This window comes from Mycolicibacterium madagascariense (genome assembly GCF_010729665.1).
Lineage (GTDB): Bacteria > Actinomycetota > Actinomycetes > Mycobacteriales > Mycobacteriaceae > Mycobacterium > Mycobacterium madagascariense.
Genome location: NZ_AP022610.1, coordinates 1,344,579 through 1,367,602 on the forward strand (window position 1 = coordinate 1,344,579; position 23,024 = coordinate 1,367,602).

At 70.0% G+C, this 23,024-nt stretch carries 20 protein-coding genes; 17 read left to right on the forward strand and 3 right to left on the reverse strand.

The window, feature by feature from the left end; translation table 11 throughout:
- The first annotated feature begins 13 nt into the window (after nt 1–13).
- Nucleotides 14–3,310, forward strand: coding sequence for an error-prone DNA polymerase (locus tag G6N60_RS06375; RefSeq protein WP_163734080.1), 3,297 nt, complete (start codon nt 14–16; stop codon nt 3,308–3,310).
- Nucleotides 3,311–3,458: 148 nt separating this feature from the next.
- Complete coding sequence (locus tag G6N60_RS06380; RefSeq protein WP_163734083.1) at nt 3,459–4,109, forward strand: nitroreductase family protein; 651 nt, start codon at nt 3,459–3,461, stop codon at nt 4,107–4,109.
- Nucleotides 4,110–4,116: 7 nt separating this feature from the next.
- Here G6N60_RS06380 and G6N60_RS06385 read toward each other — a convergent pair whose 3' ends face one another.
- Nucleotides 4,117–4,581, reverse strand: a complete 465-nt coding sequence (locus tag G6N60_RS06385) for a tRNA (cytidine(34)-2'-O)-methyltransferase (protein WP_163734087.1) — start codon at nt 4,579–4,581, stop codon at nt 4,117–4,119.
- Between the two features lie 193 nt (nt 4,582–4,774).
- On the opposite strand from G6N60_RS06385, the gene G6N60_RS28490 reads away from it, so the two are divergent.
- The 6 genes from G6N60_RS28490 to G6N60_RS06415 all read left to right on the forward strand — a co-directional run bounded on the left by G6N60_RS28490 (nt 4,775) and on the right by G6N60_RS06415 (nt 10,058).
- Complete coding sequence (locus G6N60_RS28490; RefSeq protein WP_246240377.1) at nt 4,775–5,119, forward strand: ANTAR domain-containing protein; 345 nt, start codon at nt 4,775–4,777, stop codon at nt 5,117–5,119.
- 246 nt (nt 5,120–5,365) lie between these two features.
- The gene (locus G6N60_RS06395; RefSeq protein WP_163734094.1) at nt 5,366–8,029 is read left to right on the forward strand and encodes an ATP-binding protein; all 2,664 of its coding nucleotides are present in this window, start codon (nt 5,366–5,368) and stop codon (nt 8,027–8,029) included.
- 7 nt (nt 8,030–8,036) lie between these two features.
- Nucleotides 8,037–8,444 carry a roadblock/LC7 domain-containing protein gene (locus G6N60_RS06400; protein WP_163734097.1) on the forward strand — a complete coding sequence of 136 codons (408 nt, stop codon included), beginning with the start codon at nt 8,037–8,039 and terminating at the stop codon, nt 8,442–8,444.
- A gap of 6 nt (nt 8,445–8,450) precedes the next feature.
- Nucleotides 8,451–8,840 carry a DUF742 domain-containing protein gene (locus G6N60_RS06405; RefSeq protein ID WP_163734101.1) on the forward strand — a complete coding sequence of 130 codons (390 nt, stop codon included), beginning with the start codon at nt 8,451–8,453 and terminating at the stop codon, nt 8,838–8,840.
- A gap of 115 nt (nt 8,841–8,955) precedes the next feature.
- Nucleotides 8,956–9,492: a GTP-binding protein gene (locus G6N60_RS06410; protein ID WP_163743559.1), complete on the forward strand. Its 537-nt coding sequence runs from the start codon at nt 8,956–8,958 to the stop codon at nt 9,490–9,492.
- Nucleotides 9,493–9,494: 2 nt separating this feature from the next.
- On the forward strand, nt 9,495–10,058 hold the full coding sequence (locus tag G6N60_RS06415) for a pentapeptide repeat-containing protein (RefSeq protein ID WP_372511007.1): 564 nt from the start codon (nt 9,495–9,497) through the stop codon (nt 10,056–10,058).
- A gap of 104 nt (nt 10,059–10,162) precedes the next feature.
- On the opposite strand, the gene G6N60_RS06420 is transcribed toward G6N60_RS06415, so the two are convergent.
- A complete protein-coding gene (locus G6N60_RS06420) occupies nt 10,163–12,802 on the reverse strand; it encodes an FHA domain-containing protein (protein WP_163734104.1) in 2,640 nt (879 codons plus the stop codon).
- A gap of 231 nt (nt 12,803–13,033) precedes the next feature.
- Between G6N60_RS06420 and G6N60_RS06425 the strand changes: the two genes are divergently transcribed.
- The gene (locus tag G6N60_RS06425) at nt 13,034–13,528 is read left to right on the forward strand and encodes a hypothetical protein (protein WP_163734107.1); all 495 of its coding nucleotides are present in this window, start codon (nt 13,034–13,036) and stop codon (nt 13,526–13,528) included.
- Between the two features lie 60 nt (nt 13,529–13,588).
- Nucleotides 13,589–14,182 (forward strand): hypothetical protein, encoded by a 594-nt coding sequence (locus tag G6N60_RS06430; RefSeq protein ID WP_246240382.1) that lies wholly within the window; start codon nt 13,589–13,591, stop codon nt 14,180–14,182.
- Here the strand turns inward: G6N60_RS06430 and G6N60_RS06435 are convergent.
- Entirely contained in the window at nt 14,179–15,369 is a 1,191-nt protein-coding gene (locus G6N60_RS06435; protein ID WP_163734113.1) for an NADH:flavin oxidoreductase, read from the reverse strand. The genes G6N60_RS06430 and G6N60_RS06435 overlap by 4 nt on opposite strands.
- A gap of 127 nt (nt 15,370–15,496) precedes the next feature.
- Between G6N60_RS06435 and G6N60_RS06440 the strand changes: the two genes are divergently transcribed.
- The 7 genes from G6N60_RS06440 to hutI all read left to right on the forward strand — a co-directional run bounded on the left by G6N60_RS06440 (nt 15,497) and on the right by hutI (nt 22,978).
- Nucleotides 15,497–16,351 (forward strand): bifunctional methylenetetrahydrofolate dehydrogenase/methenyltetrahydrofolate cyclohydrolase, encoded by an 855-nt coding sequence (locus G6N60_RS06440; RefSeq protein WP_179969650.1) that lies wholly within the window; start codon nt 15,497–15,499, stop codon nt 16,349–16,351.
- Entirely contained in the window at nt 16,348–16,641 is a 294-nt protein-coding gene (locus G6N60_RS06445) for a DUF3017 domain-containing protein (protein WP_163734120.1), read from the forward strand. The genes G6N60_RS06440 and G6N60_RS06445 overlap by 4 nt, the downstream gene beginning before the upstream one ends.
- 240 nt (nt 16,642–16,881) lie before the next feature.
- Entirely contained in the window at nt 16,882–17,562 is a 681-nt protein-coding gene (locus tag G6N60_RS06450) for an IclR family transcriptional regulator (RefSeq protein ID WP_163743563.1), read from the forward strand.
- A gap of 1 nt (nt 17,563) precedes the next feature.
- A complete protein-coding gene (hutU, locus tag G6N60_RS06455; RefSeq protein ID WP_163734123.1) occupies nt 17,564–19,231 on the forward strand; it encodes a urocanate hydratase in 1,668 nt (555 codons plus the stop codon).
- Nucleotides 19,228–20,451: an allantoate amidohydrolase gene (locus G6N60_RS06460; RefSeq protein WP_163734126.1), complete on the forward strand. Its 1,224-nt coding sequence runs from the start codon at nt 19,228–19,230 to the stop codon at nt 20,449–20,451. The genes hutU and G6N60_RS06460 overlap by 4 nt, the downstream gene beginning before the upstream one ends.
- Entirely contained in the window at nt 20,448–21,794 is a 1,347-nt protein-coding gene (locus tag G6N60_RS06465) for a formimidoylglutamate deiminase (protein WP_197746919.1), read from the forward strand. Before G6N60_RS06460 ends, G6N60_RS06465 begins: the two co-directional genes overlap by 4 nt.
- The gene (gene hutI / locus G6N60_RS06470) at nt 21,791–22,978 is read left to right on the forward strand and encodes an imidazolonepropionase (RefSeq protein ID WP_163734133.1); all 1,188 of its coding nucleotides are present in this window, start codon (nt 21,791–21,793) and stop codon (nt 22,976–22,978) included. Before G6N60_RS06465 ends, hutI begins: the two co-directional genes overlap by 4 nt.
- The last annotated feature ends 46 nt before the right edge of the window (nt 22,979–23,024 follow it).

Below are 23,024 nucleotides of genomic sequence, written 5' to 3' on the forward strand. Positions count from 1 at the left end.
CTAGGGTGAGGGGATGGGCTGGAACGACGGGCCGTCGACCTGGGGCGAGATGGAGCGCGTGCTCACCAGCAAGCCGCGCCGCGCCGGGTCGCGCCTGCCCGAGCCGACCGGTGACGGCGGCGACAGTCCCGCCTGGTCTCGCAAGCGGGGGAGCTACGAGGCGCCGGACCGACCCGCCGGGACGGTCTCCTCGGTGCCCTATGCCGAGCTGCACGCCCACTCGGCGTACAGCTTCCTGGACGGTGCGAGCACACCGGAGGAGCTCGTCGAGGAGGCCGCCCGGTTGAACCTGCGCGCCATCGCGCTGACCGACCACGACGGGTTGTACGGCGTGGTCCGGTTCGCCGAGGCGGCCAGGGAACTCGACGTGCAGACGGTGTTCGGCGCCGAACTCTCGCTGGGCAACGTCGCCCGCACCGAGATGCCCGACCCGCCCGGGCCGCATCTGCTGGTGCTGGCGCGGGGGCCCGAGGGCTACCGCCGGTTGTCGCGCGAGTTGGCCAAGGCCCACCTGGCCGGAGGGGAGAAGGGCAAGCCCCGCTACGACTACGACGCACTGACCGAAGCGGCGGGCGGGCACTGGCACGTCCTCACCGGATGCCGCAAGGGCCATGTGCGTCAAGCACTCTCGACGGGCGGTCCGGAGGCGGCCGAGGCGGCGCTCGCCGACCTGGTCGACCGGTTCGGGCGCACGCGGGTCAGCGTCGAACTCACCCACCACGGTCACCCCCGCGACGACGAGGTCAATGCGGTGCTCGCCGCGCTGGCGCCACGGTTCGGGATCGGCGTCGTCGCCACCACCGCCGCCCACTTCGCCGAACCGTCCCGCGGCCGGTTGGCCATGGCCATGGGTGCCATCCGGGCCAGGAATTCACTCGATGACGCCGCGGGTTGGCTTGCGCCCCTTGGCGGTTCGCATCTGCGATCGGGGGAGGAGATGGCACGGTCGTTCACCCGCCACCCCGAGGCGGTGACGGCCGCCGCCGAACTCGGCGAGCAGTGCGCGTTCGGGCTGGCGCTCATCGCCCCGAAGCTGCCACCGTTCGACGTGCCCCCGGGTCACACCGAGGACAGCTGGCTGCGGCACCTCACCATGGTCGGCGCCCGCAACCGCTACGGCCCGCCCGAGCGCGCCCCGCTGGCCTACGCGCAGATCGAGCACGAGCTGAGGGTCATCAGCCAGCTGAGCTTTCCCGGCTACTTCCTGGTCGTCCACGACATCACGCAGTTCTGCCGCGACAACGGCATCCTGGCCCAGGGCCGGGGGTCGGCGGCCAACTCCGCGGTCTGCTACGCACTCGGCGTCACGCACGTCGACCCGGTGGCCAACGAGCTGCTGTTCGAGCGGTTCCTGTCACCGGCGCGCGACGGCCCGCCCGACATCGACATCGACATCGAATCGGACCTGCGTGAGGACGCGATCCAGTACGTCTACGAGCGCTACGGTCGCGATTACGCCGCGCAGGTGGCCAACGTCATCACCTACCGCGGCCGAAGTGCGGTGCGCGACATGGCCCGTGCGCTGGGCTTCTCCCAGGGGCAGCAGGATGCCTGGAGCAAGCAGGTCAACAGGTGGAACGGTCTGGCCGACTCACCGGACGTCGAGGAGATCCCCGAGCAGGTGATCGACCTCGCGCTGGAGATCAAGGATCTGCCGCGGCACATGGGCATCCACTCCGGCGGCATGGTGATCTGCGACCGGCCGATCGCCGACGTGTGCCCGGTGGAGTGGGCGCGGATGGCCAACCGCAGCGTGCTGCAGTGGGACAAGGATGATTGCGCCGCAATCGGTTTGGTGAAGTTCGACATGCTCGGGCTCGGCATGCTCTCGGCGCTGCACTATGCCATCGACCTGGCCGCCGAGCACAAGGGCATCGAGGTCGACCTGGCCAAGCTCGACCTGAGCGAAGCGGCCGTGTACGAGATGCTGCAGCGGGCCGACTCCGTGGGGGTGTTCCAGGTGGAGTCCCGTGCCCAGATGGCCACGCTGCCGCGGTTGAAGCCGCGGGTGTTCTACGACCTGGTGGTCGAGGTCGCCCTGATCCGCCCCGGGCCCATCCAGGGTGGGTCGGTGCACCCCTACATCAAACGCCGCAACGGGGAGGAAGAAGTCACCTACGACCATCCGTCGATGGAGCAGGCGCTGCGAAAGACGTTGGGCGTGCCGCTCTTTCAAGAACAGCTGATGCAGTTGGCCGTGGACTGCGCCGGCTTCTCCGGTGCCGAGGCCGACCAGTTGCGCCGGGCCATGGGCTCCAAGCGGTCCGCGCAGAAGATGCAGCGGCTGCGCGGCCGGTTCTACGACGGCATGCGCGAACGGCACGGCATCACCGGCGACGTCGCCGACCGGATCTACGAGAAGCTGGAGGCGTTCGCCAACTTCGGCTTCCCGGAGAGCCATTCGCTGAGTTTCGCCTCGCTGGTGTTCTACTCGTCGTGGTTCAAGCTGCACCATCCGGCGGTGTTCTGCGCCGCGCTGCTGCGGGCCCAGCCGATGGGTTTCTACTCGCCGCAGTCGCTGGTCGCCGACGCCCGCAGGCACGGGGTGCTGGTGCACGGTCCGGAGGTGAACGCCAGCCTGACGCACGCGACGCTGGAGAACGACGGTCTCGAGGTGCGGCTCGGCCTCGGCGCGGTCCGGCACATCGGTGACGAGCTGGCCGATCGCATCGTCGAGGACCGAAGGGCCAACGGCCCGTTCACGTCTCTGGTGGATCTGGCCGGCCGGGTGCAGCTGTCGGTGCCGCAGACCGAGGCGCTGGCCACCGCGGGTGCGCTCAGTTGTTTCGGCATCGAACGGCGAGAGGCGCTGTGGGCGGCCGGCGCGGCGGCCTCGGAGCGTCCGGACCGGTTGCCCGGTGTCGGGTCCTCCTCGCACGTGCCGTCGCTGCCCGGCATGACCGAACTCGAGTTGACCGCCGCCGACGTCTGGGCCACCGGCGTCTCGCCGAACAGTCACCCGGTCCAGTTCCTACGGGAGAACCTCGATGCGATGGGCGTGGTGCCCGCCAACCAACTGCTGTCGGTGCCCGACGGCAGCCGCGTCCTCGTCGCGGGCGCGGTGACCCACCGGCAGCGACCGGCGACGGCGCAGGGCGTGACGTTCATGAACCTGGAGGACGAGACGGGGATGGTCAACGTCATGTGCTCGCGCGGGGTGTGGGGCCGACACCGCAAGCTGGCGCAGACGGCGTCGGCCCTGGTGATCCGCGGCATCGTGCAGAACGCGACGGGGGCCGTCACCATCGCCGCGGATCGGATGAGTCCCATCGACCTGCGGGTGAAGACGACGTCGCGGGACTTCCAGTGATCGAGCCCCGCGGGACTTCGAGTAGTCGCGGACTTCCGGTGATCGAGCCGCGAGATTGCGCTGAGTCGAGGACTCTCTCGCACTTTCGTCGACTCAGTGCAATCTCGGGGGCCGAGGGCGCCGAGAGCGGCGAATGTAGTCTCCGAACATGACCTCGCAGCCCCTCGATCTCACCCTCGATCAACTCCTGACGACGACCCGTTCGGTCCGCAAACGCCTCGATCTGGAGAAGCCCGTTCCTCGCGAGGTCATCATGGAATGTCTCGAGCTGGCACTGCAGGCACCGACGGGATCCAACGCCCAGGGCTGGCAGTTCGTCTTCGTCGACGATCCCGAGAAGAAGAAGGCCATCGCCGAGGTCTACCGGACCGCGGCCACGCCCTACCTCGACGCGCCCAAGCCCACCTACGGCGACAGCCGCGACGAGCGCACGCCGCTGGTCGTCGACTCGGCCAAGTACCTCAACGACCACCTGCACGAGGTGCCCGCGATGTTCATCCCCTGCCTGGAGGGCCGTCCCGACGGAGCTCCCGCCGGGATGAGCGCCGGCTTCTGGGGGTCGATCCTGCCCGCCGCGTGGAGCTTCATGCTGGCGCTGCGCTCACGTGGCCTCGGGTCGGCGTGGACGACGCTGCACCTGATCGGCGACGGCGAGAAGCAGGTCGCCGAGATCCTCGGCATCCCGTTCGACCAGTACAGCCAGGGTGGTCTGTTCCCGATCGCCTACACGAAGGGCACGGACTTCAAGCCGGCCAAGCGGCTGCCCGCCGAGCAACTCAGTCACTGGAACAGCTGGTAGCGCGCCCTCACACCGCGCCGGCGAACCCCTGCTGGCGCCACGCCTCGTAGACGGCGACCGCGGCCGCGTTGGACAGATTCAGCGAACGCCGGCCCGCCAGCATCGGGATGCGCACCCGCATGGTGACGTGCGGGTCGGCCAGGGTCTGCGGATCCAGGCCGGTCGGCTCCGGGCCGAAGAGCAGCACGTCACCGGGTCGGTAGTCGACGTCGCCGAAGGACGCGTCGGCATGCGCGGTGAACGCGAACACCCTGGCGGGCATCACCGCGCGCCAGGCCGCCGCCAGGTCCGCGTGCACCGTGACCGAGGCCAGGTCGTGATAGTCCAACCCCGCCCGACGCAGCTTGGGCTCCGACAGGTCGAAGCCGAGGGGTTCCACGAGGTGCAGTTCGCACCCCGTCCCGGCGACCATCCGGATCGCGTTGCCGGTGTTCGGCGCGATCCGCGGGGAGTTGAACATGACCCTGAACAACGCAACCTCCCGGCATCGAGTACCCGAAGGGTACGGACCACGAGATCCGGCACACATGTTGAACTCGTCGACCAGTAGTATCCAGTATGTTCAGTATGGGAGGCATCCTCTGGTTGGCTCCACGTTCGCCCAAGACCACGGCAGCGCTCATCGGGTTGGGGGCAGCACTGGTTTCCCTCCTCGAGGAGTTGGCATGAGCACTACGGACTCGCTCGACGGTCTGGCCGCCGAACGCGAGCGGATCTGGGCCCAGACGCGTGAGTACACGGAGAATCGTGCGCTGATCGAGCAGGCCAAGGGCATGTTGATGTTCGTCTACGGCCTCGATGCGGACGCCGCCTTCGACGCCCTGCGGTCCCAGTCTCAGGAGCACAACGTCAAACTCGTGCTCATCGCCGAGCAGGTGGTGAAGGATCTCGTCGAACTCGCCAAGAACAAGGGCCCGGCGCGCAGGCTCGCCTTCGACGGTCTGATGCACAGCGCCCATCAGCGCATCGCCGACGTCGCCCAGCGCGCGGAGTCCCCAGCGACGGACTGACCGGTCTCGGTACGGCAACGACTTTCGTTCGTATATCACACGACCGCGCAACGGCGGGGTCACGAACTCTGTCCGTTCAATGGGAATTGTGGAAACCCCCGCGCTTCGCTGTCATACTCGACGAATTGCCGGGTGGGCTGATCCTCCGGCGCCTGCGACGATGCGGGCGGACAGCACAGAAAGCTCCATGGACCACGCGCGATCAGAGATTTGCCTTCTAGCGACCGGCAGCACGGCCGAGTCGTCATGACGGCGTTCGTCGACCAGTCTCAAGACGGTGCGCCGCAAGATCATTGGTCGACGGCACCGACTCCGGCCACGCGTCGTTCACGGTGGTCGATGGGCAATTGGCCGGTTCGCTGGAAAGTGTTTGCGATCGTCCTGGTGCCATTGCTTCTCGCGGGTGTATTCGGCGGCTTGCGTGTCTACTCGGGATGGAGCGACGTCGCCGATTTACGTCTTTCCGCCCAGCGGGCCGACCTGGTGCCGGCCATCGAGAAATACATGGCAGCACTCGACGGGGCCCTGCTAGCAAATTCGGCCGGCGGTGACGTCCAAGGCGCCCTAAGTGAGTTCGACACCAGCAAGGAGAACCTGCAACGGCGGCTCGCCAGCACCGACGTCGTGCCCGACGTCCGCACCGGCGTGACGAGCCTGCTCGACGGCGGCCAGTCGCTGCTCGACCAGGTGGCGGCCAACGGCATCGATCTGCGCGGGCGGATCACCGCCTACGCGCCGATCCTGCTGACCGCCGAGGACGCCGTCGACGCCTCGGTCCGCGTCGACGACGAGAAGATCCGCGCGCAGGCCCAGGGCTTGAGCCGCGCCATCGGAGCCCGCGGGCAGATGACGATGGAGCAACTACTGGTCAACGGCGGCGCCGATCTGCCGGAGCCCGAACTGCGCACCTCGTTGATCACCCTGGCCGGCACCGAACCGTCGACGTTGTTCGGCATGTCCCAGGTGCTCGGCGTGGGTTCGCCGGACGCCCGGCGGCTGCAGGACGAGATGGTCAAGCGGATGGCCATCATGTCCGACCCCTCGGTCGGTCTGGTCGCCAATCCCGATCTGGACCAGTCGCTGCAGGCCACCAACGAGATCGCCGGCAAGGTGATCGGCTCCACGTCCGCCGCCGTGACGTCCGCGGTCGCGGATGAGGCCGACGCCGCGCGCAGGAACGCGATCCGCGACTCCGCGATCGTCGGCGTCGCGATCCTGGTGGCGATCGTCATCGTGCTGATCGTGGCCCGCTCGCTGGTCCGCCCGCTGCGGGCGCTGCGCGACGGCGCGCTGAAGGTGGCCCACGAGGATCTCGCCCGCGAGCTCGAACGGGTGCGGACCGGAGGTACGCCAGAGCCCGTCACCCCCTTGCCCGTCACCACGACCGAGGAGGTCGGCCAGGTCGCCCACGCCGTCGACGAGCTGCACGAGCAGGCGGTGTACCTGGCGGGGGAGCAGGCCAGGCTGCAGCTGCAGATCGGCGACATGTTCGAGACGCTCTCGCGGCGCAGCCGGTCCCTCGTCGACCAGCAGCTCACGTTGATCGACCGGCTCGAGCGCGACGAGGAAGATCCCGCCCGGCTGGAGGATCTGTTCACCCTCGACCACCTCGCCGCCCGCATGCGCCGCAACGGTGCCAACCTCCTGGTGCTCGCCGGCGCGAAGGTGCCGCGCGAGCAGGCCGCCCCGGTGCCCGTCGCTGCCGTCGTCAACGCCGCCGCCTCCGAGGTGGAGGACTACACCAGGGTCGTCACCACCGCCGTTCCCGACAGCGAGATCCTCGGCGTCGTCGCGGGTGATCTCGTCCATCTGCTGGCCGAACTGCTGGACAACGCGCTGCGCTACTCGCCGCCCGCGTCCGACGTGCACGTGTCGGGGGTGCACACCGGCAACGGCGGACTGGTCATCGAGGTGGCCGATCGCGGACTTGGCATGACCGACGCCGATCAGCGCGTCGCGAACACCCGTCTGCAATCCGGCGGCGAGGTCAACCCCTACACGGCGCGCCACATGGGTCTGTTCGTGGTCGGCAGGCTCGCCGCGCAGCACGGCCTGGTGGTCCGGTTGCGCAATACCGTTGCCGGACAACCGGATTCAGGCACCACCGCTGGCGTCTTCGTCCCGGCGGAACTGCTGCTGCACGGCCCCGGTGGTCCCGAGCTCGACGCTCCCGCGGCGGACGCGCCCGAACTCGACGCCCCGCGAGCGCCGTCGCCGGCGCAGGAGCACGCCGCGCCCGCCCCGCGAGACCCGTCACCCAGTTTCACTGACGTGCCGGTTTCGCTTCTGCCACAACGCAATCCGGGTGCCAGCGGGATCGCCGACATTCCGTTCGCGCCGATCGAGCCGGTGCGTCCGGTCGAGGAGTCCGACCCGTGGGCCGAGCGCGAGGCGACCGAGCAACCTCGCCCCGACCCGGCGCCCGTCGCCGCGGCGGAGCCCGCCCCGGTACGGCGCACGGCACCTCAGCCCGCCGCACCCCAACCCGCCGCACCCATACCTGCGGCACCCCAACCCGCGGCACCCGCCAGCGATGACTCCATCTATCAGAACATGTTGTCGGAGTGGCTGATCGACGATCCGTTCACGCTCGCCAACAGCGTCGACCTGGACTGGCAGACCGTGTGGGACCACGGCTGGTCGGCCGCGGCCGCGGCCGAGGAGGCGCCCGTCGTCGAGCGCACCGAGGACGGTCTGCCGGTGCGCCAACCCGGGGCCCGACTGGTACCGGGAGCCGCGGCGAACGGGGAGAACGGTCACGCGGCACCCGTCGACGAATCCGACGCGACGCTCGACACCGGGCCGATCGAGATCCCGCGGAACCCCGAAGCCGTCCGCAGCAGCATCGGCAGTCACTTCGACGGCGTGCGCGCCGGCCGCGCGCACGCGCGCTCGACCGAGCAGGACTGACGCGAGGATGACCCGTCCCACCCAGCGTGACTCCCTCGACTGGCTGGTGTCGAAGTTCGCCGACGAGGTGTCCGGCGTCGCGCACGCGATCCTGGTGTCCGCCGACGGCCTCCTCATGGCGGCCAGCCGGCACATGCCCATCGAACGCGCCGACCAGCTCGCCGCGGTCGCCTCGGGGTTGGCCAGCCTGTCGACGGGCGCCGCGCAGCTCTTCGAGGGCGGCTACGTGCTGCAGTCCGTCATCGAGATGGAGCACGGCTACCTGCTGCTGATGCGAGTCGGCGACGGGTCCAACCTCGCCACCCTGGCCACCCGGTCGTGCGACATCGGGCAGATCGGCTACGAGATGGCGATCCTGGTGGAGCGCGTCGGCACCGTCATCCAGTCCGCGCGCCGGTCCGCCCACCGCTCGTGACCCGCGATGGCACACTCACCGCGTGACGCCTGGGAACCCAGCGAACCCGGTGACGAGGCCAGCCTGGTCCGGCCGTACACGCTGACCGCGGGTCGCACCCGGTCGCACGTCGACCTGCCGCTGGAGGCACCGATCTCGTCGCTGCGGTTCGCCCCGCCGCCGGATTGGCCCGGCAGCGACGTGCGTGCCAGGATTCTCGGGTTGGGCGAGCAGAGTCCCTCCGTCGCGGAGATCGCCGCGCGCCTGGCGTTGCCGCTCGGCGTCGCGCGTGTGCTGATCGGCGATCTGGTGCTGCAGGGTTATCTTCGTGTGGACGCCACGCTGGGTGGCTCGGCCAACGCCGACGAACGACGTGAACTCCTGGGAAGGACACTGCGTGGCCTACGGGCACTCTGAGCCACAGCGCTCGTCCGGTTCAGGGTTCCCGCGCGAGCGCTCGTCGGGTCCAGGGTCCTCGCGCGAGCGCTCGTCGGGTTCAGGGTCCTCGCGCGAGCGCTCGTCCGCCACGAAGATCGTCATCTCCGGCGGTTTCGGCGCCGGCAAGACCACCTTCGTCGGCGCCGTCTCGGAGATCATGCCGCTGCGCACCGAGGCCATCGTGACGAAGGCCTCGGAGGGATACGACGCCCTCGAGGCCACCCCGTCGAAGCACACCACCACGGTGGCCATGGACTTCGGCCGGATCACCCTGGCCGACGACCTGGTGCTCTACCTGTTCGGCACCCCTGGGCAGCGCCGCTTCTGGTTCATGTGGGACGACCTGGTGCGCGGCGCGATCGGGGCGATCATCCTCGTCGACGTCCGCCGACTGGAGGACAGCTTCGCGGCCGTCGACTTCTTCGAGGCACGCCGGCTGCCGTTCCTGATCGCCGTCAACCACTTCGACGGCGGAGCGCGATATCCCGCCGACGCGGTGCGCCGGGCGCTGGCACTGCGCGAAGAGATCCCGGTGGTCGACGTCGACGCCCGCGACCCGCGGTCGGCGAGGGCCGCGTTGATCGCCATCACCGAGTACGCCCTGATGAATCTCAGTTCGCTGCCCGGCTGACGGTGGTCGACGTCGAGCAGGAGTGGGCCGACCGGGAGTTCACCGGGGTGGACTTCCGCGACGACGACCTGAGTCGGCTGCGGACCCAACGCGTCGTCTTTACCGAGTGCGACTTCAGCGGCGTCGACCTGTCGGAGTCCGAACACCAGGGCTCGGCGTTCCGCAACTGTACGTTCCGTCGAACGTCGTTGATGCACAGCGTCTTTCGGCATTGCACGTTGCTCGGGTCGGTGTTCACCGAGTGCCGGCTGCGGCCCGTGACGATGGTCGAGGTCGACCTCACGCTGGCCGTGCTCGGCGGGTGCGATCTGCGCGGCATCGACCTGACGGACAGTCGGCTGCGCGAGGCGGGGCTGGTCGGCGTCGACCTGCGCAAGGCCGTCCTGCGCGGCGCCGATCTGCGTGGCGCCCGCACGCAGAGCGCGCGGATGGAGGAGGCCGACCTGCGGGGTGCGCTGACCGACCCCACGTTCTGGACCACCGCGGCCGTCCGCGGCGCCAAGATCGACGTCAACCAGGCGCTCGCCTACGCCGCCGCGCACGGGCTCGACGTCCACGGCGGCTAGCCAACCCCTGCGCGAGCAGCCGCAAACCTGCCGCGACACGCCGCAATTGCGGCAACTTTGCGTCTGCTCGCGAGAGGAACGCGGCGGGAGGAACGCGGCGGAGACTAGCCGCTCTTGAGCCGGATCTTGTAGCGCACGAAGCTGAGGTAGCCGATGCAGATCGCCGCCTGGAAGCCGATGTTGGTCCACCAGGTGGCCGCAGCATGCTTCCAGTGCGAGTCCTGTGGCGTCAGCGGACCGGGCACCAGCCTCAGCAGGTCGATCGTCGACGCGGTCGACGCGAAGCCCCACCGCGCCGGGGTGACCCACGACATCTGGTCGAGCACGATGCGGCCGGTCACCGGGATCATGCCGCCCTGGAAGACCAGCTGCGACATGATCGCGATCACCAGCAGCGGCATGATCTGCTCGCCGGTCTTGGCGATCGCCGACAGCGCCAACCCGACCATGGCCGCCCCCACGCAGCAGGCTGCGACGTCGACGTACAGCTCGAGGGAGCGGTTGGGGATCACCACGCCGCTGGTGACGGCACCCGGACCCCAGCCCTTGCCGATGACGTTGATCGTGACCACGACGGCCGACTGCAGCAGCGCGAACCCGGCGAACACGAAGACCTTCGCCAGCATGTATGCCGTCGTCGACAGGCCGACCGCCTGCTCGCGCAGGAAGATTGCCCGCTCCCCGATGAGTGCGCGAATCGTCAGCGCGGTGCCCATGAAGATGGCGCCGACGTTGAGCAGCACCAGGATCTGCCCCGGCTCGTTCGGCGCCGGGCCACCCTGCAGCGCCGTCTTGGGGACGCCGAACCCGACGTCACCGGGCACCGACAGGGACAGCGCGCCCATGATGAACGGCAGGAACGCCAGGAACAGGAAGTAGCCACGATCGGAGACGATGAGCCGCATCTGGCGGCGGGCGATCGTCGAGAACTGCTTGGGCACGCTGGTCCGGGTCGGCGATCCGAGGTCCTGGGGGGCCTGCGTCGCCGGTGGCGGCGGCGGGGGTCCGTGGCGTTCGAGGTAGCGCCGCTTGGCGCTCTCCGGATCGTTGGCGACGGTGCTGAAGATGTCGGCCCAGTTGGTGGTTCCGAGTTCGGGTCCGATCTGGCTCGGCGGCCCGCAGAAGGCGGTCTTGCCGCCCGGGGCCAGCAGCAGCACCTGATCGCAGACGTCGAGGTAGGTCAGCGAGTGGGTGACGACCAACACGACGCGGCCCGCGTCGGCGAGCTGGCGCAGCATCGTCATGACCTGGCGGTCCAGCGCGGGGTCGAGGCCGGAGGTGGGCTCGTCGAGGATGAGCAGCGACGGCCCGGTCAGCAGTTCCAGCGCGACCGACGCGCGCTTGCGCTGACCGCCGGAGAGCTTGTCGACGCGGGTGTCGAGATGCTTGGTCATCTCGAGTTCCTCGAGCACCTCGTTGACGACCTGTTCGCGGTCGGCCTTGGTGGTGTCGGGGGGTAGCCGCAACTCGGCGGCGTACATCAGCGCCTGGCGAACGGTCAGCTCGCCGTGCACCACGTCGTCCTGCGGCACCATGCCGATTCGGGAGCGGAGCGAAGCGTACTCGGCGTGGACGTCGTGCCCTTCGAAGGCCACCTGGCCCGTCGTCGGGTGGGTGTAGCCCGCCACCAGCCGCGCGAACGTCGACTTGCCCGCGCCGGACGGCCCGATGACGGCGGTCAGGGTGCCGGGCCGCGCAGTCAGCGAGATGTTGTCCAGCAACGTCTTGTTGCCCTCGATGGTCCAGGTGACGCCATAGACGTCCAGGCCGCCGGTGCGGGTCGCGACGTCGGTCTCGTTGCGGCGGGCCAGGGTGCCACCGGCGAAGACGAGGTCGATGTTGCCGATGGTGACGACGTCACCGTCGTGCAGCGTCGTGCTCTCGACACGCTGACCGTTGACGAACGTGCCGTTGATGCTGCGGTTGTCGATGATCCGCGTGCCGTCGGGACCCGGCACCAGCGTCGCGTGGTGGCGCGACGCGAGCACGTCGGGGACCACGATGTCGTTGTCGGTGGCCCGGCCGATCTTGATCCCGCCGGCGGGGACGTCCGGCGTCCGGCCCGGTCGCAGGATCTTGAGCATGCTCGTCGCGAGGTTGCCGTCGCTGGAGCGGGGCGCCGCGGTCGGGCCCATCATCGTGGCGCTGGGGTCGAGGGTGGTGCTCGACAGTGATTGCTGTGCGACGGGTGGCGGCCGGTAGGCCTGCGGTCCGCTGGTGGGGGCCGGGGTGGGAGTGGGGGCCGGGGTCGGGCCCGACGGGTACATCGGCTGCGGCCGCGGCGTCGGCGGCGGGGTGTGCGGGTAGCTGGGCGGCACCCTCGGCGGCGGCTGGGTGCGGGGATAGCCGGTCGAGGGCGTCTGGCTCGGCCACGACGTGCTCGGCCGGGCGACCGGTACCTGCGCGGTCTGCGGGGGCGTGCCCGCCGAACCCTGGTGGCGGCCGACCTCGAAGGTCAGCCGGGGACCGTCGGGATTGCCGATGTTGACGGCCATGCCGTCGGTGATGTCGACGAGGGGAACGCGCTGACCGTTGACGTAGAGCCCGTTGAGGCTGCCGTTGTCGATGGCCATCCAGCGGCCCTGGTCATAACGCAGCAGCAGGTGCGCCCGCGAGATCAGGGGGTGGGCGATGCGGACGTCGGCCCGCAGGTCACGACCCACGACGACGTCATTGCCTGGTGAGAAGGTACGAGGTGATCCGTCGTACCGAACGGTCAGCGCGGGAGCTGCGGGTCGCGTCATCGGTAGCAACTCTAACGGTAGAGGTCTTTCCGTCGTGGTGAGTCCCGCTCCCGCGAGCCGCCGTCGATCAGGCTCGACGGCAGCCGCTCGAGCCTCGTTGGCGTTGCGCGGCAAATGATGGGTGCGATTTGCGATCCTTCGCTGCGCATGGGTGTCTCGGACCGGTGACGATCCGCTGCACAACGGCGTTTCGTCGACGCTATTCGGCGCTGATCGTGGTGTCCTTGATGCATGGCGGAGACGCGATCGGTCGGGCACGTGCTGCGCGGAGCACTTGCCGGAGTGTGTCTGGCAGTCACGGTCGGTGTCGCCACGGTTACGTCAAGTCATTTGCCGACCGCGGAGGCCAAGCCGCCGACCGTGCCGACCGACGGGCAGGGTTACCTCAACTCACCCGCCCGGTGCGCCCCGAACCAGAACGCCGTCCTGGTGGGTCGCACGGCGCTGTCCCTCGTCGCGATCTGCGCCGACGGGCGCGGCGGGTTCCAGTACCGCGGGATTCGGCTGGCCGACGGCGCCGCCGTCCTCCTGCCCGCAAAGGCCCTGTCGGATGGCTGCTTCGGGGCTCGTGCGGACGCCATCGACTACACGGTGTCCTCGCGAGCACTGCTGCTGACGCGAGGACCGAGGGTGGTGCGCGACGAGACCATGGTCGACTCCAGGGACTACCGCACCGACCCGAGCACGCCCGTGGTGCAGCAGGCGGCCGACCGACGCCTGGGCTGAACTCGCCGACGCGCGGGCGGGTCCGAACGCAACACCCTCGACGATGCAACGATGGGAAGGGTGAAGCAGCCAAGCAGAGGCACCAGGGGTACGCGCCTGCGGGCCGCTCTGGCAGCGGCGGCACTCGGGACCATCGTCGGTGCGGGCGTCATCACCGCCCTGACACCCGCGGCCTCGGCGGCACCTCCATCGTCTGACGACCGCGGGTTCCTCGACTCCACCGCGCGGTGCGATCCACCGAGCAAGGCCGTTGCCTACGGTTACACGGCGAACTCACGCGTGGCGATCTGCAAGGACGACGCGTCGGGCCAGTACCAGTACCGCGGGGTACGGGTGAGTGACGGGGCCCGGCTGATCCTCGGTGCCACGGTGTCCAGCAGCGGCTACGCCGCGCAGAACGACGGCATCACCTACACCGTGACGTCGAGCGCGTTGACCGTGTCGTCGGGCGGCCAGCAGATCCGCAGCGAGCCGATGCTCGACTTCCACGGGTCGGCGGGTTCGACGGGTTCGACGGGTTCGACGGGTTCGACTTCGCCCTCGAGCACCGCCACGACGAGCGGACCCTCCCAGCCGAGCGCCGTGCCGGTGACGCCGTCGACCTCGCTGCCGCCACCGCTGCCCGCCGAAGTCGGCGGCAGCACCGGTCGCTAGTGACCCGGTGAGCCCGTCACCACGCAGTGCGTCTGGCTGTAGATGGTGGCCATGCACCTGTTGCAGTGCGTGCACAGCGAGCGCACCGCGTGCCCGGGGTCCTCGTCCCTGATGCGGTTGACCAGGTCGGGTTCGGCGAGCACGGCCCGGCCCATCGCCACGAAGTCGAAGCCCTCGGCCATCGCGAGGTCCATGGTCTCGCGATTGGTGATGCCGCCCAGCAGGATCAGCGGCATGGTCAGTGCGGCACGGAACTGCCTGGCCTGATCCAGGAGGTAGGCCTCGCGGTAGGGGTACTCGCGCAGGAACTTCTTGCCCGACATGCGGATGCCCCACCGCAGCGGGGGCTTGAACGCGTTCGCGAACTCCTTGATGGGAGCGTCCCCGCGGAAGAGGTACAGCGGGTTGAGCAGGGAGCTGCCCGCCGTGAGTTCGAGCGCGTCGAGGCCGCCGTCCTCCTCGAGCCACGTGGCGGTCTGCAGCGACTCGTCGAGCGAGATGCCGCCGCGCACGCCGTCGGACATGTTGAGCTTGGCCGTCACGGCGATGCGGTTGCCGACGGCGTCGCGGACGGCCCGCACCACGCCGCGGGCCACCTTTGCCCGGTTCTCCAGCGAGCCGCCGTACTCGTCGGTGCGACGGTTGATCAGCGGGCTGAGGAACGAGCTGGCCAGGTAGTTGTGGCCGAGGTGCACCTCGACGGCGTCGAAGCCGGATTCGATCGCCAGGCGGGCGGCGTTGGCGTGGGCGGCGGTGATCTCCTCGATGTCGGCCCGGGTGGCCTTCTTGGCGAACCGCATCGACAGCGGGTTGAAGAAGCGCACTGGCGCATAGGCCGGCGCCTTGTTGGTGCGCGCGTTCGCGACGGGACCGGCGTGACCGATCTGCGCGCTGATCGCGGCGCCCTCGGCGTGGATCGCGTCGGTCAGCCGGCGCAGTCCCGGCACCGCCTCCGGCCGCATCCACAGTTGCCAGCCATCGGTGCGGCCGCCGGGAGTGACCGCGCAGTAGGCGACGGTCGTCATGCCGATGCCGCCTGCGGCGGGCAGCCGGTGGTAAGTGATCAGGTCGTCGGTGACCAGGGCGTCGGGCGTGGACGCCTCGAAGGTCGCCGCCTTGATGATGCGGTTGCGCAGGGTCACCGGGCCGAGCTTGGCCGGAGTGAACACATTTGGAGGGCTGTCCATTGGCGCAGCCCAACACGCCGGTGGGTCGGGTGTCAACGATGGCTGCCAGAATGGGGTGCCGGGGCAGGCGGCGAGCGAAGCGACGGGGATTGTGCGGGCGGCGAGCGAAGCGACGGGAGATCGACGCGTGGGTGCGATGACGTTGGACGGCAAGGCCACGCGTGACGAGATCTTCGTCGACCTCAAGCAGCGCGTCGAGAAGTTGACGGCGGCGGGCCGCACCCCCGGCCTGGGTACCGTCCTGGTCGGTGACGACCCGGGTTCGCAGGCCTACGTCCGCGGCAAGCACGCCGACTGCGCGAAGGTCGGCATCAACTCGATCCGTCGCGACCTGCCCGCCGACATCAGCCAGGCCGCGCTGAACGAGACCATCGACGAACTGAACGCCAACCCCGAGTGCACCGGGTACATCGTGCAGCTGCCGTTGCCCAAGCACCTCGACGAGAACGCGGCGCTGGAGCGCATCGACCCCGCCAAGGACGCCGACGGCCTGCACCCCACGAACCTCGGCAGGCTGGTGCTCAACGAACCGGCGCCGCTGCCGTGCACGCCGCGGGGAATCGTGCACCTGCTGCGGCGGTTCGAGGTCGAGATCGCCGGGGCGCACGTCGTGGTGATCGGGCGCGGGGTGACGGTCGGCCGGCCGCTGGGCCTGCTGCTGACGCGCCGCTCCGAGAACGCGACGGTCACGTTGTGCCACACCGCAACTCGTCACCTTCCCGAGTTGGCGCGCGAGGCCGACGTCATCGTCGCCGCGGTCGGGGTGCCGCACATGGTCACCGCGGACATGGTCAAGCCGGGCGCTGCGGTCGTCGACGTCGGGGTGAGCCGCGACGACGCGGGCAAGCTGGTCGGCGACGTGCATCCCGACGTCTGGGACGTGGCGGGGCACGTGTCGCCGAACCCCGGCGGCGTCGGTCCGCTCACGCGGGCGTTCCTGCTGACCAACGTCGTCGAGCTCGACGAGGCCAAAGCCCAGTGACGGCACGGGAATTCGCGCACAAGGTGTTCGCGGGCCAGTGGCCGATCCTCACGGTGGGCGTCTTCCTGCTGGCCGCGTTCGGGTTGGTCGTCGCCGGGTACTGGCGTCGCGGCGCCCTCGTGCTCGCGATCGGTGTCGGGGTGGCGGCGGCGATGCGGCTGACGCTGACCGACGAGCGCGCCGGCTTGCTGGTCGTGCGATCGCGGACCATCGACATCGCCACCACGGCGACGGTCAGTGCGGCGCTGGTCTACATCGCGCTGACGATCGATCCGCTGGGCACGTCCTAGTTTTCGTCGAGGTAGCGCTCACAGTCGCCGCACGCGGGTCTCGTGACTGTGGACGCTATGTCGACGCCGTCACCTCGAGCATCTGAATTTCCTCGTTGTGCGTCACCCCCGGGCGGCGCGACCTAACATCGTCCACGTACGGCGATTCCACTAGACGGAATGGCGATTTTACTTAGTGGCAACGTCGGGGCAGTCAGGTGAAACGTCACGGCCGTAGCGTCGATGCCGAAGGAGGACACGTTGGCCGACCAGGCGACCAGAACCGTCGAGCGCGCATTGGCTCTGCTCGCGAGCGTCTGCGACCGCGGCGGCGTCAATCTCGCCGACACCGCGCGGGACTGCGAGCTGGCGCCGAGCACGGCGCTGCGGCTGCTGCGCACGCTGGAGGCGACGGGTTTCGTGCGCAAGGACGAGCTCGGGCTGTACCGCCCGGGCAGCCGCATCATCCAGCTCGGCGCCCAGGCCCTGAGCGACGAGTCGCTGATCGACCTCGCCGCACCCGCCATGCAGGAGCTCGTCGACCAGACCGGCGAGTCGGCCTACCTCAGCGTCGAGGGTCACGACGCGACCGCGGTGTACCTCAGCATCGTCGAGGGCACCCATTCCGTGCGGCACGCCAGCTGGGTCGGCCGCACGGTGCCGATGGAGACCTCGGCGGCCGGACACGCGTTGCGCGGCAGGGTCTCCGACGACGGTTACGTCGTCGTCGAACACGGCGTCGAGACCGACGTCACCGCAATGGCCTGCCCCATCCACTCCCAGGCCAGGATCGTCGCGGCGATGAGCCTGTTGATCCCGAGCTACCGATTGACCGCACGGCTCGCGACGCGCTACGGCCAGCAGTTGGTCGCGGCCGCCGCGGACGTCTCCGCCCGGCTCAGCAGTACCCCGGCACCACACCCGACGAAGGACCTCACCTGACATGACGACCCTCTCCGGCCCCCGCCCCGTCCGTGCGCCACGCGGTTCCGACATCTCCTGCAAGGGATGGCCACAGGAAGCCGTCCTGCGCATGCTGATGAACAACCTCGATCCCGAGGTCGCCGAGCATCCCGACGATCTCGTGGTCTACGGCGGCACGGGGCGCGCGGCGCGCAGCTGGCCCGCCTTCGACGCACTCGTCCGCACCCTGCGCGGGCTCGAGGACGACGAGACGATGCTGGTGCAGTCGGGCAAGCCGGTCGGGGTGTTCCGCACCAACGCATGGGCCCCGCGCGTGCTGATCGCGAACTCGAATCTGGTTGGGGATTGGGCGAACTGGGAGCAGTTCCGCGCACTGGAGGCCGCTGGTCTGACGATGTACGGCCAGATGACCGCGGGCTCGTGGATCTACATCGGCACGCAGGGCATCCTGCAGGGCACCTACGAGACGTTCGGTGCCATCGCCAAGAAGAAGTTCGACGGCAGCCTCGCGGGCACCATCACCCTGACCGCCGGCGTCGGCGGCATGGGCGGCGCACAGCCCCTGGCCGTGACGATGAACGAGGGCGTCGCAATTTGCGTCGACGTCGACGAGACGCGCATCGACCGCCGCATCGCCAAGCGCTACCTCGACGTCAAGGCCACCGACCTCGACGACGCGTTGGCCAGGGCGATCGAAGCGCGAGATGCCAAGCGGCCGTTGTCGATCGGCGTCGTCGGCAATGCGGCCGAGGTGTTCCCGGCGCTGCTGGCGCGCGACGCACCGATCGACGTCGTCACCGACCAGACCTCCGCGCACGACCCGCTGTCGTACCTGCCGATCGGCATCGAGCTCGAGGACATGAAGAAGATGGCCGAGAAGGACCCGGTCTACTTCACCGAACAGGCGCAGGAGTCGATGGCCAAGCACGTGGCCGCCATGGTCGGATTCCTCGACAGGGGTGCCGAGGTGTTCGACTACGGCAACTCGATCCGCGACGAGGCCCGAAAGGCCGGTTACGACAGGGCATTCGACTTCCCCGGCTTCGTACCCGCCTATATCCGGCCGCAGTTCGAGGAGGGCCTCGGCCCGTTCCGGTGGGCCGCGCTGTCCGGGGATCCGCAGGACATCGCCGCCACCGACCGCGCGATCCTCGACCTGTTTCCCGAGAACGACCACCTGCGGCGGTGGATCACGATGGCCGGTGACCGCGTCGAGTTCGAGGGGCTACCCGCCCGCATCTGCTGGCTCGGCTACGGCGAACGGCACCGGGCTGGACTGAAGTTCAACGAGATGGTGGCCTCCGGTGAGGTGTCGGCGCCCATCGTCATCGGCCGCGACCACCTGGACTCCGGCTCGGTGGCCTCGCCCTACCGCGAGACCGAGGCGATGCTCGACGGCTCCGACGCCATCGCCGACTGGCCGCTGCTGAACGCGTTGTTGAACACCGCATCCGGGGCGACCTGGGTGTCGATCCACCACGGCGGCGGGGTCGGCATGGGTCGCTCCATCCACGCCGGGCAGGTCACGGTCGCCGACGGCACCGATCTCGCCGCGCAGAAGCTCGAACGCGTGCTGACCAACGACCCGGGCACCGGCATCATCCGCCACGCGGACGCGGGATACGAGCACGCCGCCGCCGTCGCCGCGCAGCGTGGCGTACGAATCCCCATGCAGGAGAACGAATGAGCGAGTTCGACGCGCTGTGGGACGCCATCCTCGACGTCGGTAGGCACGGCGGGACCGGCGGTTACCGGCGCTACGCATGGTCGGATGCAGACCTGACCCTGCGGGAATGGTTCCGCGGCTGCGCCGAACAGCGCGGCATGGACGTGGAGGAGGACCGCAACGGCAACCTGTGGGCATGGTGGCTGCCGACCGGGTGGGTCGGTGAGCCGAGGGACGCCTTCGTCACTGGCTCGCACCTGGATTCGGTGCCCGACGGGGGTGCCTACGACGGGCCGCTCGGCGTCGTGTCGGCATTCGCGGCCGTCGACATCGTGCGCGCCCGCGGCGTCGTCCCGACGATACCCGTTGCCGTGGCGGCCTTCTCCGACGAGGAGGGCGCCCGCTTCGGCGTCGCGTGCGTGGGGTCCAAGCTCGTCACCGGCGCGCTGAGCGCCGACCGCGCGCGGGCCTTGCGCGACAACGACGGCGTCACGCTCGAGGAGGCGATGACCCGCGCCGGTCGTCATCCCGAGCATCTCGGCATCGACGAGACCCTGCTGAAGCGGATCGGCGTCTACGTCGAACTGCACGTCGAGCAGGGCCGCGCGCTGGACCTCGTCGACCGGCCGATCGCGGTGGCCTCGGCCATCTGGCCACACGGCCGCTGGGAGTTCGCGTTTCACGGCGCCGCCAACCACGCCGGCACCACCCGCCTGTCCGACCGCCGGGATCCGATGCTGGCCTTCGCATCGTCGGTGCACGCCGCCCGCACCGCGGCCCAGCGGCACGAGGCGGTCGCCACCTTCGGCAAGGTGCTCGTCTCGCCCAACGGCGCCAACGCCATTCCCTCTCTGGTGAGAGCGTGGCTGGACGCCCGGGCCGCCGACGAGGCGACGCTGACCGCCCTGGTCGACCAGATCAGTGCCGAGGCAGGTGGTTTCGCGACGGCCGACGGCATCGACCTGCGGGTGAGCGCCGAATCCCTCACGCCCGTCGTCGACTTCCCGCAGGCGCCCCGCGCTCGGCTGCAGCGGGCGCTGGCGGGGGTCGGCGACGTGCCCGTGCTGGCGACGCAGGCGGGTCACGACGCGGGCATCCTCTCGGCCAGAGTGCCGACGGCAATGCTGTTCGTGCGCAACCCGACCGGCGTCTCGCACTCACCGCAGGAATACGCCGAGCCCGCCGACTGCAATCTCGGCGCCGAGGCGCTGGCCGACGTCATGGTGGAGTGGGTGGGGTGAGCTCCTGGTGGTGCGAGCACGCCTGGCTCGGCGGGGATGCCGTCGCCGAGCGGGTGTCGATCACCGTCGCCGACGGCCGGATCACCGCGGTCGAGTCCGAAGTCCCCGCGCCGGCATCGGCGCAGCGGCTCGCCGGGCTCGTCGTGCCGGGCCTGGCCAACGCGCACTCGCACGCCTTCCACCGGGCACTGCGGTCGCGCACCCAGCGCGACCGGGGCTCGTTCTGGACGTGGCGCGACCTGATGTACCGGGCCGCGGGCCGGCTCGACCCCGACGGCTATCGCCGGCTCGCGACCGCGGTGTACGCCGAAATGACTTGTGCGGGAATCACGTCGGTGGGTGAGTTCCACTACCTGCACCACGACGTCGGCGGAACCCCCTACGCCGACCCCAACGAGATGGGCCTCGCGCTCGTCGAGGCGGCGGACGCTGCGGGCGTGCGCCTGACCCTGCTCGACACGTGCTATCTCAGCTCGGGCGTCGACGGCGCGCCGCTGGCTCCGGGTCCGCAGCAGCGCTTCGGCGACGGCAGCGGCGAAGCGTGGGCCGAGCGCGTGCAGGCACTGCATCAGTCCATCGATGACGAGGGCGTAAGGATCGGCGCCGCATTGCATTCCGTGCGCGGGGTACCCCTGGAGCACATGCCCGCCGTCGTCGAGTGGGCCGCCGCCCACGACGCGCCGCTGCACGTGCACTCCTCGGAGCAGACCGCCGAAGTCGAACAGTGTCTGGCGGTCCACGGCGCCACCCCGACGGCGCTGCTCCGCGACGCCGGGGTCCTCGGACCCCGCACCACTGCCGTGCATGCCACCCACCTGACCGACGAGGATCTGGCCGACCTCGACCGCTCCGCGACCGGGGTGTGCTTCTGCCCGACGACCGAGCGGGATCTCGGCGACGGCATCGGCCCGGCGGCCGCGCTGCTGGCCGGCCGCGGCCGGTTCAGCCTCGGGTCCGACTCTCACGCCGTGATCGACCTCTTCGAGGAGGCGCGGGCCACCGAGCTCGACGAGCGGCTGGCCCGTCGCGAACGCGGGATCGTCTCCGCCCAGCGGCTTTTGACGGCCGCGACGGTCGACGGCCAACACGCGCTCGGCTGGCCCGATGCGGGCACGCTGCGCGTCGGCGCCCGCGCCGACCTCGTCGCCGTCGACACGACCTCGCTGCGCACCGCGGGCGGGGGCGCGACGGTCGAGAACGTGATGTTCGCGGCGTCGGCGGCGGACGTCACCGACGTCGTCGTCGACGGCCGCGTCGTCGTCGCCGATCGCCGGCACGTCTCGGTCGACGTGAAAACCGCACTGGCCGAATCGATCTCGGCCCTGCTGGGGCAGGTTCGGTGAGCACCGTCTTCACCGGCATCGGCGAGCTGGTCACCAACGATCCGAGCCAGGGCGACGGCAGCCGACTGGGCATCGTCACCGACGGGGCCATCGTCGTCGAGGGCGAGCGCATTGCCTGGATCGGTGAGCGTCGGCACGCCCCGGATGCCGACGCGCGCATCGACCTCGGTGGCGGCAGCGTGATCCCCGGGTTCGTCGACAGCCACGCTCACCTGGTCTTCGCCGGCGAACGGTCGGCCGAATTCGCGGCACGCATGAGTGGGCAGCCCTACGCGGCGGGCGGCATCGCCACGACGGTCGCCGCGACCAGGGCCGCCGACGACGCGGCGCTGCGCCACGGCCTCGCGCGGTGGGCCGATGAGATGGTCCGCGGCGGCATCACGACGTTCGAGACCAAGAGCGGCTACGGCCTGACCGTCGCCGACGAAGCCCGCGCGTTGCGGCTGGCAAGCGACTTCACGCCCGAGACCACGTTCCTCGGCGCCCACGTCGTCCCCGCCGAGTATCGCGACGACCGCGACGGCTACGTCGACCTGGTGACCGGCCCGATGCTGGCGGAATGTGCGCCGCTGGCCCGGTGGATCGACGTCTTCTGCGACCGAGGCGCCTTCGACGTCGACGAGTCCGAGGCCATCTTGCGGGCGGGTGCCGCCGCCGGGCTGATTCCGCGCCTGCACGCCGGTCAGCTCGAGCTGGGCGCGGGCATCCAGCTCGCCGTGGAGCTGGGCGCCGCGTCGGTCGACCACTGCACGTACGCCTCCGACGCCGACGTCGAAGCGCTCGCCTCGGCGGCGGGCACGACGGTGGCGACGCTCCTGCCGGGGGCCGAATTCTGCACGCGGGCAACCTATCCCGACGCGCAGCGGTTCCTGGCCGCCGGCGCGACGGTGGCGCTGGCGACCGACTGCAACCCCGGCTCGTCGTTTACGTCCAGCATGTCGTTCTGCATCGCGCTCGCCGTACGGGACATGTACTTCACCCCGGCGCAGGCGCTGTGGTCGGCCACGGCAGGCGGTGCCGCCGCCCTGCGCCGCGACGACGTCGGCGTCCTCGAGCCCGGCACGCGCGCGGACTTCGTGGCCCTGGACGCCCCGTCGTACGTCCATCTGGCCTACCGGCCCGGCGTCCCGCTCGTCCGCGACGTCGTGATGGCGGGGTCGGTCGTCTCGACGCCTGGATTCTGACGCCTCCGGCAAAACGTGCCCAACGGGCAATCTTGCCCACCGGGCA